At 59.7% G+C, this 15016-nt stretch carries 10 protein-coding genes; 8 read left to right on the top strand and 2 right to left on the bottom strand.

The window, feature by feature from the left end; translation table 11 throughout:
• The first annotated feature begins 48 nt into the window (after positions 1-48).
• From JW030_RS04315 to JW030_RS04280, 8 genes are all read left to right on the top strand, one after another.
• Positions 49-1005 (top strand): LysR family transcriptional regulator, encoded by a 957-nt coding sequence (locus JW030_RS04315; protein WP_188044546.1) that lies wholly within the window; start codon positions 49-51, stop codon positions 1003-1005.
• The gene (locus JW030_RS04310) at positions 1002-1793 is read left to right on the top strand and encodes a serine hydrolase (protein ID WP_188044547.1); all 792 of its coding nucleotides are present in this window, start codon (positions 1002-1004) and stop codon (positions 1791-1793) included. Before JW030_RS04315 ends, JW030_RS04310 begins: the two co-directional genes overlap by 4 nt.
• A gap of 408 nt (positions 1794-2201) precedes the next feature.
• Positions 2202-4904 (top strand): DNA methyltransferase, encoded by a 2703-nt coding sequence (locus JW030_RS04305; RefSeq protein ID WP_188044548.1) that lies wholly within the window; start codon positions 2202-2204, stop codon positions 4902-4904.
• Complete coding sequence (locus JW030_RS04300; protein WP_188044549.1) at positions 4901-6871, top strand: DEAD/DEAH box helicase; 1971 nt, start codon at positions 4901-4903, stop codon at positions 6869-6871. The genes JW030_RS04305 and JW030_RS04300 overlap by 4 nt, the downstream gene beginning before the upstream one ends.
• Positions 6868-8058: a GIY-YIG nuclease family protein gene (locus JW030_RS04295; protein ID WP_188044550.1), complete on the top strand. Its 1191-nt coding sequence runs from the start codon at positions 6868-6870 to the stop codon at positions 8056-8058. Before JW030_RS04300 ends, JW030_RS04295 begins: the two co-directional genes overlap by 4 nt.
• A complete protein-coding gene (locus tag JW030_RS04290; protein ID WP_188044551.1) occupies positions 8051-8524 on the top strand; it encodes a hypothetical protein in 474 nt (157 codons plus the stop codon). Before JW030_RS04295 ends, JW030_RS04290 begins: the two co-directional genes overlap by 8 nt.
• A 250-nt stretch (positions 8525-8774) precedes the next feature.
• Positions 8775-9038 (top strand): hypothetical protein, encoded by a 264-nt coding sequence (locus JW030_RS04285; RefSeq protein ID WP_188044552.1) that lies wholly within the window; start codon positions 8775-8777, stop codon positions 9036-9038.
• A gap of 441 nt (positions 9039-9479) precedes the next feature.
• Positions 9480-13244, top strand: a complete 3765-nt coding sequence (locus tag JW030_RS04280) for a hypothetical protein (RefSeq protein WP_188044553.1) — start codon at positions 9480-9482, stop codon at positions 13242-13244.
• Between the two features lie 445 nt (positions 13245-13689).
• On the opposite strand, the gene JW030_RS04275 is transcribed toward JW030_RS04280, so the two are convergent.
• The gene (locus JW030_RS04275) at positions 13690-14259 is read right to left on the bottom strand and encodes a BRCT domain-containing protein (RefSeq protein WP_188044554.1); all 570 of its coding nucleotides are present in this window, start codon (positions 14257-14259) and stop codon (positions 13690-13692) included.
• Positions 14220-15002, bottom strand: coding sequence for a helicase C-terminal domain-containing protein (locus tag JW030_RS13620; RefSeq protein ID WP_188044555.1), 783 nt, complete (start codon positions 15000-15002; stop codon positions 14220-14222). The genes JW030_RS04275 and JW030_RS13620 overlap by 40 nt, the downstream gene beginning before the upstream one ends.
• Positions 15003-15016: the final 14 nt, after the last annotated feature.

Raw genomic sequence — 15016 nt, 5'->3', positions numbered from 1 at the left:
CCCCAATCAGCCCACCCCATTCGCCCACCCCAGAGACGTGGAGGCCGCATGCTCAACCCCTCGCACCTGCGCACGCTCGTCGTCGTGATCGAGCAGGGCTCGTTCGTCGCGGCCGCGAACCGGCTCGGGTACACACCGTCGGCGGTGTCGCAGCAGATGGCTGCCCTCGAGGCGAGCGCCGGGGTCGCCCTGTTTGAGCGCACGGCCAGAAGCGTGCGGCCGACGGTCGCGGCGCAGCTCATGGCGCAGCGCTCGACAACGGTGCTCGCCGAGCTCGAGGCGATCCAGGAGGCGGTGAACGCAGCAAAGAGCGCGTCGGGCGAGAGCCTCGAGGAGCTGCGGCTGAGCGTCTACCCCAGCCTCGTGCACGCGCTCAGCCCATTCCTGGCCCAGCTCACGGGGGCCGACGGGCACAGCTCGCGGCTGCGGCTGAGCGTGCGCGACCCGTCGCTCAGCGTGAAGGCGCTCGTCGACGGGGAGGACATCGACGTGTCGGTCGTCTACCGCGTCGAGAACACGGGGCTCAGCTGGCCCAAGACGCTTCAGAGCGTGGCGGTCGGCGAGGATCCCTATCTGTTCGTCGTGCCCCGCTCGTGGGGGCTGCACCACTCGCCGCAGGTCGCGGTCGAGGCGCTCGCCGGCCGGCCGTGGGTGCTGCACCACACGGGGTCGAGCGACAGCGTGATCATCGAGAGCCTGTTCGCCGCGCACGGCCTGCGCCCGCAGATCGTGGCGCGGGCCGACGACTTCGCGGTGTCGCTGCGGCTCGCGGGCTCGGGCATCGCCGGGGCGTACGTGCCGCGGGCGGCGCTGAACGCGGTGCCGGCCGATGCCGTGGTGCTCAACGTGCCCGATGTGCACCTGTCGCGCAGCGTCTGGGCGCTCGTCGCCCCCACCGCGCCCCACCTGCTGACGCAGTCGCTGCTGCAGGTGCTGCGCGAAATTCATCGGGCGGACGCGCCGGCGGCGCCAACCCCACCCACCGAGAGCAAGGGAGCTCAATGACCATCGCATTCACCGAAGAGCACGGCACCCAGTGGTCGGTGCTCGTCACCGACATCGACACGGGCGAGGTGCTGCTGTCGAAGACCCCCGACCGGGTGCTCGACACCGCCAGCGTCGGCAAGATCTTCCTGCTGCACAAGCTGCTCACCGAGGTCGACGCGGGCACGCGGTCGCTCGAAGAGATGGTGACGCGGCGCCCGGTCGAGCACATGGACGAGTCGGGCATCTGGCACCTGCTGCAGACGAGCACGCTGCCGCTGTACGACATCGCGGCGTTCATCGGGGCGTTCAGCGACAACGCGGCGACTAACACGCTGTGCCGCGTGCTGGGCCTGCCCGCGGTGCAGCAGCACACGCGAGATCTCGGCTACACCGAGTCGGCGCTCGACGACGTGGTGCGCTGGCCGATCCCGCCGGGCAAGCCGGCGACGCTGTCGCACGCGAACGCGACCGAGCTGGTACGGTTCGTCTCGCGACTGGCGCTTGAGCAAGATCTCTCCCCCGCGTCGTCCGACCTGCTGCAGCGCTGGCTCGGCGCCGGCATGGACCTCTCGATGGTCGCCTCGGCGTTCAACCTCGACCCGCTCGCCCACTACGCGTTCGACCGCGACGTCTGGCTGTGGAACAAGACGGGCACGATCTCAAATGTGCGTGCTGACTTAGGGCTGGTCATGGGGCGCGAGCGGCGGATCGCCTATGCGGTGCTGGCGAAATGGGATTCGGGGGCTGACGGGCGCGATGCGGTGTTGGCAGGGATGCGGGAGGTTGGGGACTTGCTGCGCAAGTAGAATGACCGATTCGTCCAAGTGATCAATCTTGCTTGCCCGCGGATAACTCCCGTGTCATACGAGAAAACGAGCGCAGTGCCTTGGCTCCCGAAAAAGATCTCTCACTCTGGGAAGTTGCCGCGGCGACAACCATAACCGCCGAGATATGCAGCATCAGAACGGTAAGAACAAATCATCGTACGCCAGGCCTGCGGCGACCTCCCACGTGGATGATGACTTCAGTTGCACCGCGAACCCCACTCGCGAAACTCCGCGACGATGCCCGCTACCAATCGAAGCACTCACTCGCTGCTTCACAGAAGGCTCCCGCCTATATGATCTGAGATGATCGGAAAGATGATCGATCGTTCCGATCGCGAGGTCGCGCAGCCGGTAACGGCGCGCCCGTAAAGAATTGGCGAGAGCACGATGGCAAAACTTAATCTCAAGGCCATAGAGGAACGCGTCGCTCCACTTGCAGGTCGAGAATCGTACGACCGCGAATTTATCTTCGATTTGTTGCTTGCATACGGAAAGCCTAAAGGCAACGTCACCCGCCTGAAGAACGGCGCCTCGCTCAATGTTGCGGCCGACCCGTCGCGTGAGGTCGCTCAGAAGAACGTCGTCTATTTCCGCGAAACCGATGGCGACCCACTGGCCGAGCTCGAGGAGCTACGAATCTCGGCAGCGGTGGTGAGGTACAGCCCGCGATTTGTGATCGTCATGGACTACGACGAGGTCGTCGCGATCGACACGCAGGTCGGCGAGACCATCGGATTCCCCATTCGTGACATCGACAAGCACTTCACGTTCTTCTTGCCTTGGGCCGGCATGGAGAAGGCGCAATACGTTGCCGAGAAGATTGCTGACGTCAAGGCTGCAGAGCGTATGGGCAAGCTCTTCGACGAGCTGTTGGCTGCGAACCCTGGCGTGCTTGAACAGCCAAACGGACGTCACTCACTGAACGTGTTCTTCACGCGGCTACTCTTCTGCTTCTTCGCTGAGGACACTGAGATCTTCGACGAGAGCCAGTTCACCAATGCTGTGGGGTCACACACCCAAGCTGATGGGTCCGACGCCGCGGATTTCTTGCGGGGTGTGTTCCTTGCCCTCGATACAGAGCGCCCCGAGGACAAACCGCACCACTTGGCGGCCTTCCCCTACGTCAATGGCCGTCTTTTCTCTGTGGCTGACGACGAGTTCGTGCCTGTGTTCACGAAGTCGGCACGGCAGCTGCTCATCGAGCTGGGCACGCTGGTGTGGCGTGAGATCAACCCTGACATTTTCGGCTCGATGTTCCAGGCGATCGTCACACCCGGTAAGCGCTCGGACCTTGGCCAGCACTACACCTCGGTGCCAAACATACTCAAAACCATCGAGCCACTGTTCATGGACGAGCTGCGTGATCAGTTTGACGCTGGATTCGACAGCGTCAAGAAGCTCAGCGCGCTGCTTGACCGGATCAGCGAGATCAAGGTATTCGATCCGGCCTGTGGCTCAGGAAACTTCCTCATCATCGCGTATAAGGAGCTTCGCCGCCTTGAGCACGGCATCCTCGAGCGCCTCTTTGAACTCGACAGCAAACACCAAATGCTGTACGCCGAGTCACGGATCAATATCGAAAACTTCTATGGCATCGAGATCGATGACTTCGCAGTCGAGGTAGCGATTCTGTCGATCTGGATTGCTAAGCACCAGATGAACACCGAGTTCAAGGAGAAGTTCAAGCTCTCGATTCCGCTGATCCCGCTGAAAGAAACTGGTCAGGTAAAGGCTGGCAACGCTACCAGAGTCGATTGGAACGAAGTCTGCCCGAATGATGGCGAGGAGGAGATCTATTTGATCGGCAACCCGCCCTACGTCGGGGCAAAAGTCCAGACGAAAGATCAAAAGGCCGACTACAGCTACGTTTTCGGACGGCGACCATTCTCAAAGAACCTCGACTACATTGCGTTGTGGTTCATAAAGGGTTCCGATTACATCCAAGATACGCGCGCCGAGTTGGCCTTTGTGACCACAAACTCAGTTGCGCAAGGGGAACATGTCGGGCTGATGTTTCCGATGATCTTCTCCATGGGCCTCGAGATTCAGTTCGCGTATACGTCGTTCAAATGGGAGAACAACGCCAAGCGAAACGCCGGTGTCACAGTATCGGTGATAGGTCTTCGCACGATCGGGGCTGGCGAAAAGTACATTTTTACTGACGGTCTACGGATGGTCGCCAGAAACATTAATGGTTATCTCGCAGACGGCGCTGCTGTTGTGATGGAGAGACGTAAAAGCCCACTCGGTGCTTCTCTCCCTGACATGGTTTTTGGCTCTATGCCTCGCGACGGAGGTGGACTGGTCCTTTCGTCAGCGGAACGCTCAGAAATGCTTGCCGCTGATTCTCGTGCAGAGGAGTTCATTAAGCGCTACATGGGTTCGTCCGACTTGATAAATGATGGCCAACGGTTTTGTCTGTGGATCCCAGATAATCGAATGGCTGATGCTCAACGTATCCCGATGATTAAGTCACGATTTCAGAAAGTGTCGAAGGAGCGATCAGCTAGTACAGCAACGAGTACCGCAGCATTCGCCGCTCACCCGCATCGGTTCGTTCAGCGCAGCTACAAACCAACAGACTCGATCATTGTGCCAAGTGTGTCGTCGGCGCGACGAGAATACGTTCCGATGGGATATGTCGATGCCAGCACGGTGGTCTCCAATCTCGCATTCGCAGTTTACGATGCAGAACCATGGATCTTCTCACTCCTGACTTCACGGGCACACATGGTCTGGCTCGCTGCAGTTGGAGGGCAGATGAAGACTGACTACCGGTATTCGAGCACGATCGTTTATAACAACTTCCCTGTACCGGCGCTTCCTGACGTCTTGAAGGAGAAGCTCACCGTCGCGGCACTGCGCGTTCTGGACGTGCGCGAATACCACTGCGAAAAGACGCTGGCTGAGCTGTATGACCCAGACAAGATGCCGGCGGACCTCCGTGCGGCCCACACTGCCGTCGACGCGCTGGTTGACTCGATCTATTCGAAGAGCGGCTATGAAACGGACGAACAGCGCTTGTCGGACCTGTTCAGTATGTATGAGGCTATGACTGCAGCTGAGGCTTTGAAGGGTAAGAAAAAATGAGCAAGACCGAGAACATCGTCGATGTGACGTATTCCCAGACCGGGGCGTCAGTGCATACCGATGCCCTGGGTATGCGCGAGATGCAGCAGCGCGTCTTCGAGAAGCGTGATGCGCAGCACCTGCTGGTGAAGGCTCCCCCGGCCTCGGGTAAGTCCCGTGCGCTGATGTTCGTGGCGCTCGACAAGCTCTACAACCAGGGCCGCAAGAAGGTCATCGTTGCGGTGCCGGAGCGTTCAATCGGCGCATCGTTTGCCACCACGCCACTAACCAAGAACGGCTTCTTCGCCGACTGGGACATCAAGGATGAGCACAATCTGTGCACGCCTGGGTCATCATCTGGCAAGGTCAAAGCTTTCGTGGATTTCCTCAACGGACCGGACGCGATTCTGGTGTGCACGCATGCGACGTTGCGCTATGCCTTTGAGAAGCTCGCCCCCGAAGCGTTCAACGGCACAGTGCTGGCAATCGATGAGTTCCACCATGTCTCGGCAGATACTGAGGCAAACCGCCTCGGTGCACTGCTGCGCGACGTCATGGCTGGCTCGGATGTGCACATAGTGGCCATGACTGGATCGTACTTCCGCGGCGACTCAGTACCGGTGCTGTCGGCCGACGACGAGGCACAGTTCACACCGGTAACATTTAATTACTACGACCAGCTGAACGGCTACGAGCACCTGAAATCTCTGGGTATCGGCCACCACTTCTACCAGGGGCGTTACACCGACGCGATCAGCGAGGTGTTGGACCTGGACAAGAAGACGATCCTCCACATCCCTAGCGTGAACGCCAATGAGTCCACAAAGGACAAGATCGAAGAGGTCGGGTTCATCATCGACGCGATCGGTGAGGTCGTGGATACCGAAGAGGACACCGGGATCATTCGGATCCGTCGCGCCGATACAGGTGCGATCCTGCGCGTGGCTGATCTCGTTGACGACACGAACCAGAAGGCGCGTGCTGACACGCTGCATTACCTCTCGACTGTCGCATCGAAGCAAGCCGACGCGGTGGACATCATCCTGGCGCTGGGTATGGCGAAGGAGGGCTTTGACTGGCCGTTTGCCGAACATGCTCTGACTGTGGGCTACCGCTCCTCGCTGACTGAGGTTATCCAGATCATTGGTCGCGTGACCCGCGACAGCCCTGGCAAGACGCATACCCAGTTCACGAACCTTATCGCCGAACCGGATGCGTCACAGACCGAGGTCAAGGTCTCGGTCAACAACATGCTAAAGGCGATCACTGCGTCGCTACTGATGGAGCAGGTGCTGGCGCAGAACTTCACGTTCAAGGCCAAGCGCGATGGCGATGCACCGGAACCGGGCACGCTGCGCATCAAGGGTTTCAAGGAACCTTCGACTGATCGCGTGAAGCAGATCGTGGACACCGACCTGAACGATTTGAAGGCCACGATTCTGCAGGATGACACCTTCGCTCGTGCCGCTGCCGGCAGCATCGATCCTGAGACCACGAACAAGGTACTCATCCCGAAGATCATTCGCGAGAAGTACCCGGACCTGACCGAAACCGAGATCGAAGAGATCCGACAGCAGGTAATCGTGGACTCGGTGATCAAGAACGGTGAAGTGCGCACTGTCGGCGACCAGCGGTTCATCAAGATGAGCGAGAAGTTCGTCAACATCGACGAAATCAATATCAACCTCATCGATTCGGTTAACCCGTTCCAGCGCGCTTTCGAGGTCATGTCGAAGTCGGTGACAACGAATGTTCTGCGGATCATTACGGACGCCATCTCGGCGACGCGGATCGAGTTCACCGAGGAAGAGGCGCTTTCGCTGGTGCCGCGGATCAAGAATTGGATCAAGGTAAATGGTCGCAAACCCGACTCACGTACCGAAGATCCGACAGAGAAGCGTTACGCGGACGCGCTGATCTGGCTGCAGCGGGCCAAGCAGAAGCTCGAGGCAGAGAAACGAGCAACAGAGATGGTGACTGGCGAATGACAGAGCATGAGGACGAGTTCGAGGCCGCACCAGCATCGCTACAGGATCTCATCGACAATGACCTCGATGGCTTGCTGGACGTCCCAGAAAAGCCAAAGAAGGCAACGGCGACTGATCGGCTCCAGCGTGCCTTCCTGGAGATCGTAGAGTTCCGTCGTTCACATGGCCGTTTGCCGAGTGCAACCACGCGGGACATCGCTGAGCGCAAGCTCGGAGCCCGGCTCGATGGCATCCTCGCCGACGATGCAAAGCTCGAAGAACTCAAGCCGCTCGACGAGTTCGGGATGCTTGAGGTGCCCGAGGCACCGTCATCGCTCAAGGATCTCCTTGATGACGACGACCTCGACGACCTGCTTGGCGACCACAGCGGCATCCTTGACGTGTCTGACCTTCCGGTGCTCAAGCGCCCTGAGTCGCCAGACTCGGTAGCCCAGCGGGTGAAGGCCAAGGATTTTGAGATGTTCGAGCCCTTGTTCAAGGCGAAGCACGCAGAGCTTGCCGACGGCACATTCCAGCTCATGCAGTTCACCGGCATGGACCTCATCCGCGAGGGTGTGTTCTTTGTGCTCAATGGTGTGATGTGCTTCGTGGCAGAAGTTGGTGAAGATGTGGATCTGGTCGTTGGCGGCAAGCCGAAGCAGAAGCAGCGCCTGCGCGTTGTCTTCGAGAACGGTACAGAATCCGCGATGTACAAGCAGAGCCTCATGACACGTCTATATGAAGCTCAGGGGCAGGTGCTGGCCCGCACAGGTCACGATGCTGCTGAGATCCTCGATGCGGACATCGAAAGCGGCCACATCTACGTGCTGAGCTCGCTGAGCGACGATCCAGTGATTTCAGAATTGAAGGATCTGCACAAGATTGGGTTCTCTACGACCAGCGTCGAGCAGCGCCTCAAGAACGCAGAGAAGTCCCCGACGTATCTGATGGCCCCTGTCAAGGTGTTGGCCGACTATCGGCTTTACAACGTCAGGGCATCCTGGCTTGAACACCTGTTGCACCGAGTGTTTGCTGAGGTCAGGCTCGACCTCACGCAGATTGACCGCAAGGGTCGAGACTACGACCCTTCCGAGTGGTTCGTCGTGCCCTTGGAAACGATCAACCAAGCCGTCGCGATGATCATGTCTGGGGAGATCACCGACCACGAATACGACCGAGCGCAACAACGATTAGTCAAGCGTGGCTGACGCTGCCGTGTGGACTGAAACTGCGAGTGCTATCGCAGACATCGTCATCGCGGTATTCACGATTGCCGCAACGGTTGGCGTGTACATCGTGTTCGCTCAGGTCAAGCTCCAAAGAAAGCAGCTACACCGCGACCTCGAGAACCTCTATGTGGAACGGTACTGGACAGTCTTAGATCGGTTAGAAGCGACGAAGCCAAGAAGTCGAGACCACCGCCGGGCAGTCCTCGCGTACTTGGGCCTTTGCGAAGATCAATGTGACATGCGGCAACAAGACCGCGTCACGGACGAGACCTGGGCGATCTGGGGACCATCAATCCACCGTCAGCTAGGTGTCAAGGAATACGTCGCTGTTCTGAGGAAACAACCTGAAGATCGTCTTTTACATCTCCGACAGATGATGGTCACAGGTGTTACTTACGACCCAACCGAGACTCCACTGCGTTTGCGCACCAAGAACGGCCAATGACCGGCATGTCACCAACAGCTTGCGGCATCCTTCCACTGATTGCACGCGCGGAACCTGGCGCTTGTACCCGATACTAGTTTCATGCCTCGCATTCCGTGGAGCCAGAAGAATTACTGAACGACATCGAGCTCTCGATGTTCACCAGGGAGTAAGCGTAGAATCCACCGCCTCGCCCGCTGGTCGCAGTGCCCAATAGATACCAGCGGTAGGCCTTCTTGCCCGCCACCCCGCAGCGTGACAGCATCTAGGTATGGGCATCTTCGACTTCATTGCGCGCAGCTTCGGTGGCCTCCACTCGCTGTCCCACGCGGAACTCAAAGTCGAGCGCGAGGCACTACGACAGCGTTACGTGTCCAGCGAGAACGTCGGCGAGGCGTCGAATCTCTACGATGAGCTGAAGCGCTACAACGAAGAGATGACGCGCCGTGCGAACGAAGCCTATGCGCTCGAACATCCGGAACCGCAAGAGACCAGGCATCGCGAGCATGGCTGGTACCTATCGAACGACGACTAAGCAGACCATGACTTGCCGGTAGTTGAGCATGTGCCAGGATCGCGTTTGTGCGCCATGAGCATGGTGTGCAGAGCCTTGCGGATCGATTATGAGGGACCGCGATGAGCTACAGGGGCTAGTACATCACGCCCCGGCCGGCTCATGCCCAAGTGTGGAAATCTACAGGTTTCCCGTTTAGAACGTGGTCGATGAGCGCCTTCATCGCTGGTCCTGCGTGAAGAGCAGTGGGGACGATAGCTCAAAGCTCCGGTACCACAGAGATTTTCGAGGCACTGGCAATCTGTTCAGCAACAGCCTTGGTCATCGTGTGTCTGTAGTCGCCACTACGATCAACAGACAGCGGTACAACCCGAGTGCTACAAGCCCATACAGGCAGGTCACGCCTCAGTCGTTCTGCCTAACAGCGCCCGCCGGTATGTCCGAGTAGAAGGTCGAGTCAGAGTGACGAACATCGAACTGCGAACGCTTGCCCCAGAGTACAACGAGGATCATCACAACACGTACGTGTCCCGGCTCAACGCGGCCGTGACCGATCCGCGCAACAAGAACATCGCTCTTACCGGCCGCTACGGATCCGGCAAATCGAGCATCCTTGACCAGTTCATCAAGGATCAGGAGAAGCCCGCGGAGCGGCCCACCTCCAGGTGGCAGAGGATCCGGCAGAGCAACAATCACGCTACAAAGGTTCTGCGTATCAGCATCAATACCCTCGGTCCTGATGAGGGCGAAGACCTGACGAACCGAATCCAGAAGGAGCTGGTCAAGCAACTGGTCTACCGGGCAAAGCCTGGAGAGCTCAGCACCTCGAGATTCGCACGGATACCCGAGCTGACTTGGTGGCGCGCTGGTCGTGATGCGCTCGTCGTGGCGATGGTCATCGTCGGCCTGTTCTGGTTGTTCGGGCTACGCCCCGACAAGGACTCCATGGGTACCGACGGTTTCGTGTGGCCCATGGCCGTGTTTTTCCTGCTCGTATTCGTGATCTTGTGGTCCGTACGTTGGTATATCGGCAGTCGCGTGGTGGCTCAGGTCTCGGCCGGTGGCGCGTCGATAGAACTGGAGGGGAAGAGCGATTCGTTTTTCGATAAGTACCTGGACGAACTGATCGCCTTCTTCGAAGCAACCGAGCCCGACATCGTCGTCTTCGAAGACCTTGATCGTTTCGATGACCCGCAGATCTTCGATTCCTTGCGCGAGCTGAACACCCTGGTCAACACTTCCGCCCACTGGAAGGATCGCCCGAACAAACCGCTCAGGTTCGTCTATGCGATCAAGGACAGTCTGTTCGAGAAGCTCGGTGATAAGCAGCAAGACAAGGACGCGGCGGGGAAGCCGAGGACCGACGAGGACAATGATTCTGTCTCGGCCAAGTCTGCGGCGGCTACGAACGACAAGTGTGCGAGAGTCGCTGTGCCCAGTGCGAAGGAGAAGGACACGGCCGCTAAGGCAGTGGAGCGCGCGAACAGGACGAAGTTCTTCGAGATCGTCATCCCGGTCGTTCCGTTCCTCTCGCACAGCAATGCGCGTGATCACCTCCTTAAGGAGTTCGAGAGCCTGAAGTTCCCAAAGGGGCCAAGAATCACTAATGACTTGATCGATGTCGTGGCGCGCCACACGACTGACATGCGCCTGATGATCAACGTTCGGAATGAGTTCGTCGTCTATGCCGAAAGACTGCTGTGGGTTGATGACGACAAAGTTGCTCCGGGGCTGACAGCTGATCTGCTGTTCGCGCTCGTCGCCTACAAGAACTTTCACCTCACGGACTTTGAGGCACTCCCCCACCGCGGCAGTGTCCTCGACACATTGGAGAAGAAGCGTCGTGACCTGGTGGACTCCGCGATCCGACTTCTGCGGACGGAACGAACCGATCTCGTTCGTGGAGTCACCAGGCAAAGGAAACAGCAAGACTTGGCAGCCGAACTAGGGCGCCGACTCGCAGTGTTTCTTGTGTCCTCCGGCACGACTCTAAGAGCAGCGACGGTGCACGATGTTTCACTTGACATCGGGAAGACCAGCGACATGAGCTTCTGGCAGCCGGTCGGTCGCGCAGGTTCGATCACGATGAACCTTTACTATCGATCCGGACACACGGCGTCGCCGACATTTGGAGCCGCGGAACTTCAAGCTCTGTTCCCAGAGGCTGCTGATTCGAGCGACTGGCTTGACTCATCGTCAACGGCGGCTGACCGCAGGAGAGTCCTCGCGATTGACACTGAGATCGCGGCGCTACGTGGCGCGAATTTCAAGAGCCTCGTCGAGAACGACAGATACACATACAACGGCAATACCTTCGACGTGATCGTCGATGACACCCTGCCATCGCAGCTTGCCCGCGACCTCGTCAAACGGGGCCATGTAGATCGGTTCTACGCCGAGTACGCGACCGTCTTCTACGGAAAGTTCCTGGGCGTCGACGTCGCTAACTTCTTCCGCAACAGTGTGTGGCCCAATGAAATGGACATACAGTTCGCGTTCACGACTGACGGTGCGGTCGGGAACGTCCTGAAGCAGGCACCCGCCGATTTCCTCAGCACGCGGAGCGCCCTCAACCTCGAAGTCGTGGACCACCTCATGGACCTGAGAGAAGTCGATTCGCGGGACCTCATCAGCTTCTTGGCGAGGCCGACCAACCAGGACGGAAGGCAGTTTCTCAAGACCTACTTCAACTCTCCGGGGAGACGCAGCGCGAAGCTGGCCTCACTGCTCGCCGCAAAGCCGTGGCCTGGGCTGTTCAGCTTCGTCTCCTCAGAGGGCACGATCGATGCTGACGAGGCGAACGTACGGTTGCTCAGCGCTGCACTGTTGAGCGCACTGGATTTTGAGGCCTTCGAACTCGATGATTCGGCGCGGGCGCTCATCGCGCGTTTGCATGCGGAGACCCCGGCGTTCCGAGAGACTCAACCCGGCGCGTCAGCCGAGACTCTTTTCGCATTCCTCGCGGATGCGCTGCCGAGCATCCCCAGCCTTCGTAAGTTGTCGCCGGCGCTCCAGGGGCTGGCAGTGAGCGCGAAGAGTTACGAGCTGACTGCCGACAACTTACGTGCTGCGGCCTCGCTGGCGCACGATGCGCCCCTCTCGGCAGACAGCCTCGTCGCGCAAGCAGATGTCTGGGAGTATTGCGTCGAGCATGTCGACAACTACCTCGCCCTGATAGAGAGCGACGAGCACACCGCCTCGAGCGGCACGGCCCCGGAGGTCCTTTCCACGGTTGTCAACGCGCAGCACGAAGACTGGTCACCCGAGCAGTTGAAGTCGTTCCTTGACGCCAGCGCGGAAAGCGCAGCGTTGCCGGATATCACTGCCGTCGAGCAGGTCGCATGGAAGGCAGTAGTCGAAGCTTCCCGGATGCTCCCGAACTTCGCGAACGTCCAGGCCTATGTGACCGACATCGGCGTGGATCATGCGCTGGGAGGGCTGCTCACGGATGATTCCGACGGCATCGTCGAAATCGACGGCCTGGAGGACGCAACGGAAGAGCATCTCGAGATTTTGATTCCTCGTTTGCTCAACGCGCATGAGACTTTTACACCCTCTCGGCGCGTCCTTCTGGTAACGCAGTTATTGAACGCACCGAAGAGCCCCGGCCTGGATCTGAGTGAGATCGAGGCGAGCCCAGACGGGCTGTTGGCCGAGCTGTTGCGGGCCGGGTTGGTCGACGACAGCGAGGAGAGCTTCGCCCACTTCTCGGGAGGAGGCTGGTCCTCCATTGGGCCCGCATTGCAGATGTCGACGAAAGCAGCGACGTTTCTCGCTCCCCCGCTCATTCAGGGTCATGCCACGGAGGTCGTGCGCGACAGAAGCATCCCGGAGGCAACGAGGCGCGAAGTTCTCCATCGACTGACTGAGTTTGCTCCCACCGAAGATTCAGCTTTTCTGCTATCGGCGGCCTCGGCTGCACGTGCATTGCGTGTCCTGCTGTCGGGTGAGGCGCTCATGCTCATTGCGCCCGCTGTCCGCAACCATGAGGACGTCGTCTGGCAGTTGCACGAGCAGGGCAGTTCTATTAGCGCTGCCACAGCCCTGCAGATCCTGGGCCTGATGTCCGGAGGCTTCGCCGGATTTGCTCAACCTTCAGAGCACAAGTTTGAGGTCGCGGATACTCCGTCGATGAAAGCGCTCTTGGATCGGCTGAAGGTCTCCGGTGCGATTAGGTTCCAGCCAGGCGGACAGCCGCGAGGACGGTGGAAGCTACGCATCGGCTAAGCGCTATCGCAAGATCGAGCTCAGAGTGCTGGTCAGACCTTGAACCTCAGGGGTAGCACGTCCACGGAGAGGGTGAGGTTCCTCTCACCGCTCGGTTCCTGCCGCATAGCGCGGAGAAGCTGGTGTAGCGCTAGTAGGAGATAGCTCCGCAGAGGCTCGTTCTGCCCCGCAGATCCCAGTAACCACGACGAATCAGGTACCCACCTCCTCATCTAACATTGTCCCCAGATCGGGCTGCCATATGCGTTGTACAGTATTGGTCTGATCCCGCAAGGTACTCCCACCCGGAAGAATCCTGCTTTCATGGCTTGCAAGGTTGAACCGGTCCAGACCCCCGAGCACTAATCGCCGAGGCCCTGCCTAAGAATCCCGTCCATCCAGCACTCAATTTTGCGTATCTGGCATGATTTTCAATAAGAGTTGCCGCCTCCAAAACACCGGGATTTCATCGCTTCCTAGGCCCCACCCCAAGCGCCCAATCAAGAAACCCCTCCGCGACGAGCACCGGCTTGCCCCACTGTGCGGCTTTCTTCGCTTTCCCCGACTGGGTGCCCCGCTGCGCCACCACCAAGACGTCTGTCTTCGTCTTGGTCATGTTCTCCGAGATCGTCAGGCCACGATCCTCAGCGAGTCTGCGCATGTCATCGCAGTCAAAGAAACCGTGCGTCTGAGACACGACCTCGCCGGTGAAACACACTCGCGCGCCCGGCACCAAATGAGCGTCGGCCGCGGCAGGTTCTTCGAGCGCGAAGCCTGCAGGCAGCACCTGCACCCCGAAGTGGCGCTCGACGCCGCGCAGCCGATCGACGACGGCTGCGTCTCGATCGACCACACGCTGCCACGCCATAACGAGGTAGTCGGCCAGCACCTGAGCCGCGTCGTCGTCGGCCGAGAGGTTTCCGCCAGCGGTGAATGCGTCGGGCCCGCTGCGCCCTTGTGTACCGGTCGTGCGGTGCAATAGGTAGCCCTGGCCAGTCAGCTGCACCGGGAACGGGCTGCCCGAAACGGCCTCCATCGCTCCCGCCTGCTCAGCCGCCAGCCGCTTCGCGATCGCTGCATCGCCCGGGCCCGCTCGAGGGCAGTGGGTGCTCGGAGATCGCGGTGATCCTGCGCTGAGAAGAGACCGCCAGGCAGCTCGGCGCCCAGCGTCATACGCGTGACGACCTCGCCCCGCTTCAGCTCAGAATCGATCAGGCTCAACGCAGTGTCGATGTCCACCCCCGTCGGCACGCGGCCCGCGAGCAGCGGCGAGAGCGCGGCCCAGGCTTCCGTCAGCACCTGGGCCGGCGCGACGTCGCGCGCGGTAAGGCCAAAGTCGCTCTGCGCCGAGAACAGGTCGCTCGTGGGGTTGACCACGGTGGTGGCCTCATCACCGTCGTCCGTGACGACCGCGATTTCGATGGGCCGCGGGCGATACCGGTCCCCCTCCTGCCCCACCTGCAGGATCGAAATGAACACTCGTCCGAGGCTCTCCACATTCGATCCCGCACCCGTGAGATAGCGGCGCACACGCATGTCGGTCTTGAGGTCGCGCGGCAAGACGTCGCGCTTCAATACGAGCCCTTCGAGGCTGGTGCACCGGCTGAGCGCGACATAAAGCTGGCCGTTGGCGAAGGTACCGCCGGTGAGGTCGACAACCATGCGATCGAGCGTCTGACCCTGACTCTTGTGAATCGTGATGTCCAAGGCGAGCTTCATGGGCAGCTGGGTGAACGAGCCGATGGCCTCGTGCTTGAACGGGTCGTTATTCAGCATCATGACCTGCGCGCCGA

The organism is Leucobacter sp. CX169 (genome assembly GCF_017161405.1).
In the GTDB taxonomy this organism is placed as follows: domain Bacteria; phylum Actinomycetota; class Actinomycetes; order Actinomycetales; family Microbacteriaceae; genus Cx-87.
The sequence above is the reverse complement of the archived record's forward strand: the minus strand, read 5'-3'. Positions and strand labels throughout refer to the sequence as shown.

Excerpts from the sequence above, each read along its gene's own strand:
- JW030_RS04295 (WP_188044550.1), top strand. The coding sequence starts at position 6,868 with ATGACAGAGCATGAGGACGAGTTCGAGGCCGCACCAGCATCGCTACAG.
- JW030_RS04310 (WP_188044547.1), top strand. The coding sequence starts at position 1,002 with ATGACCATCGCATTCACCGAAGAGCACGGCACCCAGTGGTCGGTGCTC.
- JW030_RS13620 (WP_188044555.1), bottom strand. The coding sequence starts at position 15,002 with ATGATGCTGAATAACGACCCGTTCAAGCACGAGGCCATCGGCTCGTTC.
- JW030_RS04275 (WP_188044554.1), bottom strand. The coding sequence starts at position 14,259 with ATGGAGGCCGTTTCGGGCAGCCCGTTCCCGGTGCAGCTGACTGGCCAG.
- JW030_RS04315 (WP_188044546.1), top strand. The coding sequence starts at position 49 with ATGCTCAACCCCTCGCACCTGCGCACGCTCGTCGTCGTGATCGAGCAG.
- JW030_RS04305 (WP_188044548.1), top strand. The coding sequence starts at position 2,202 with ATGGCAAAACTTAATCTCAAGGCCATAGAGGAACGCGTCGCTCCACTT.
- JW030_RS04285 (WP_188044552.1), top strand. The coding sequence starts at position 8,775 with ATGGGCATCTTCGACTTCATTGCGCGCAGCTTCGGTGGCCTCCACTCG.
- JW030_RS04300 (WP_188044549.1), top strand. The coding sequence starts at position 4,901 with ATGAGCAAGACCGAGAACATCGTCGATGTGACGTATTCCCAGACCGGG.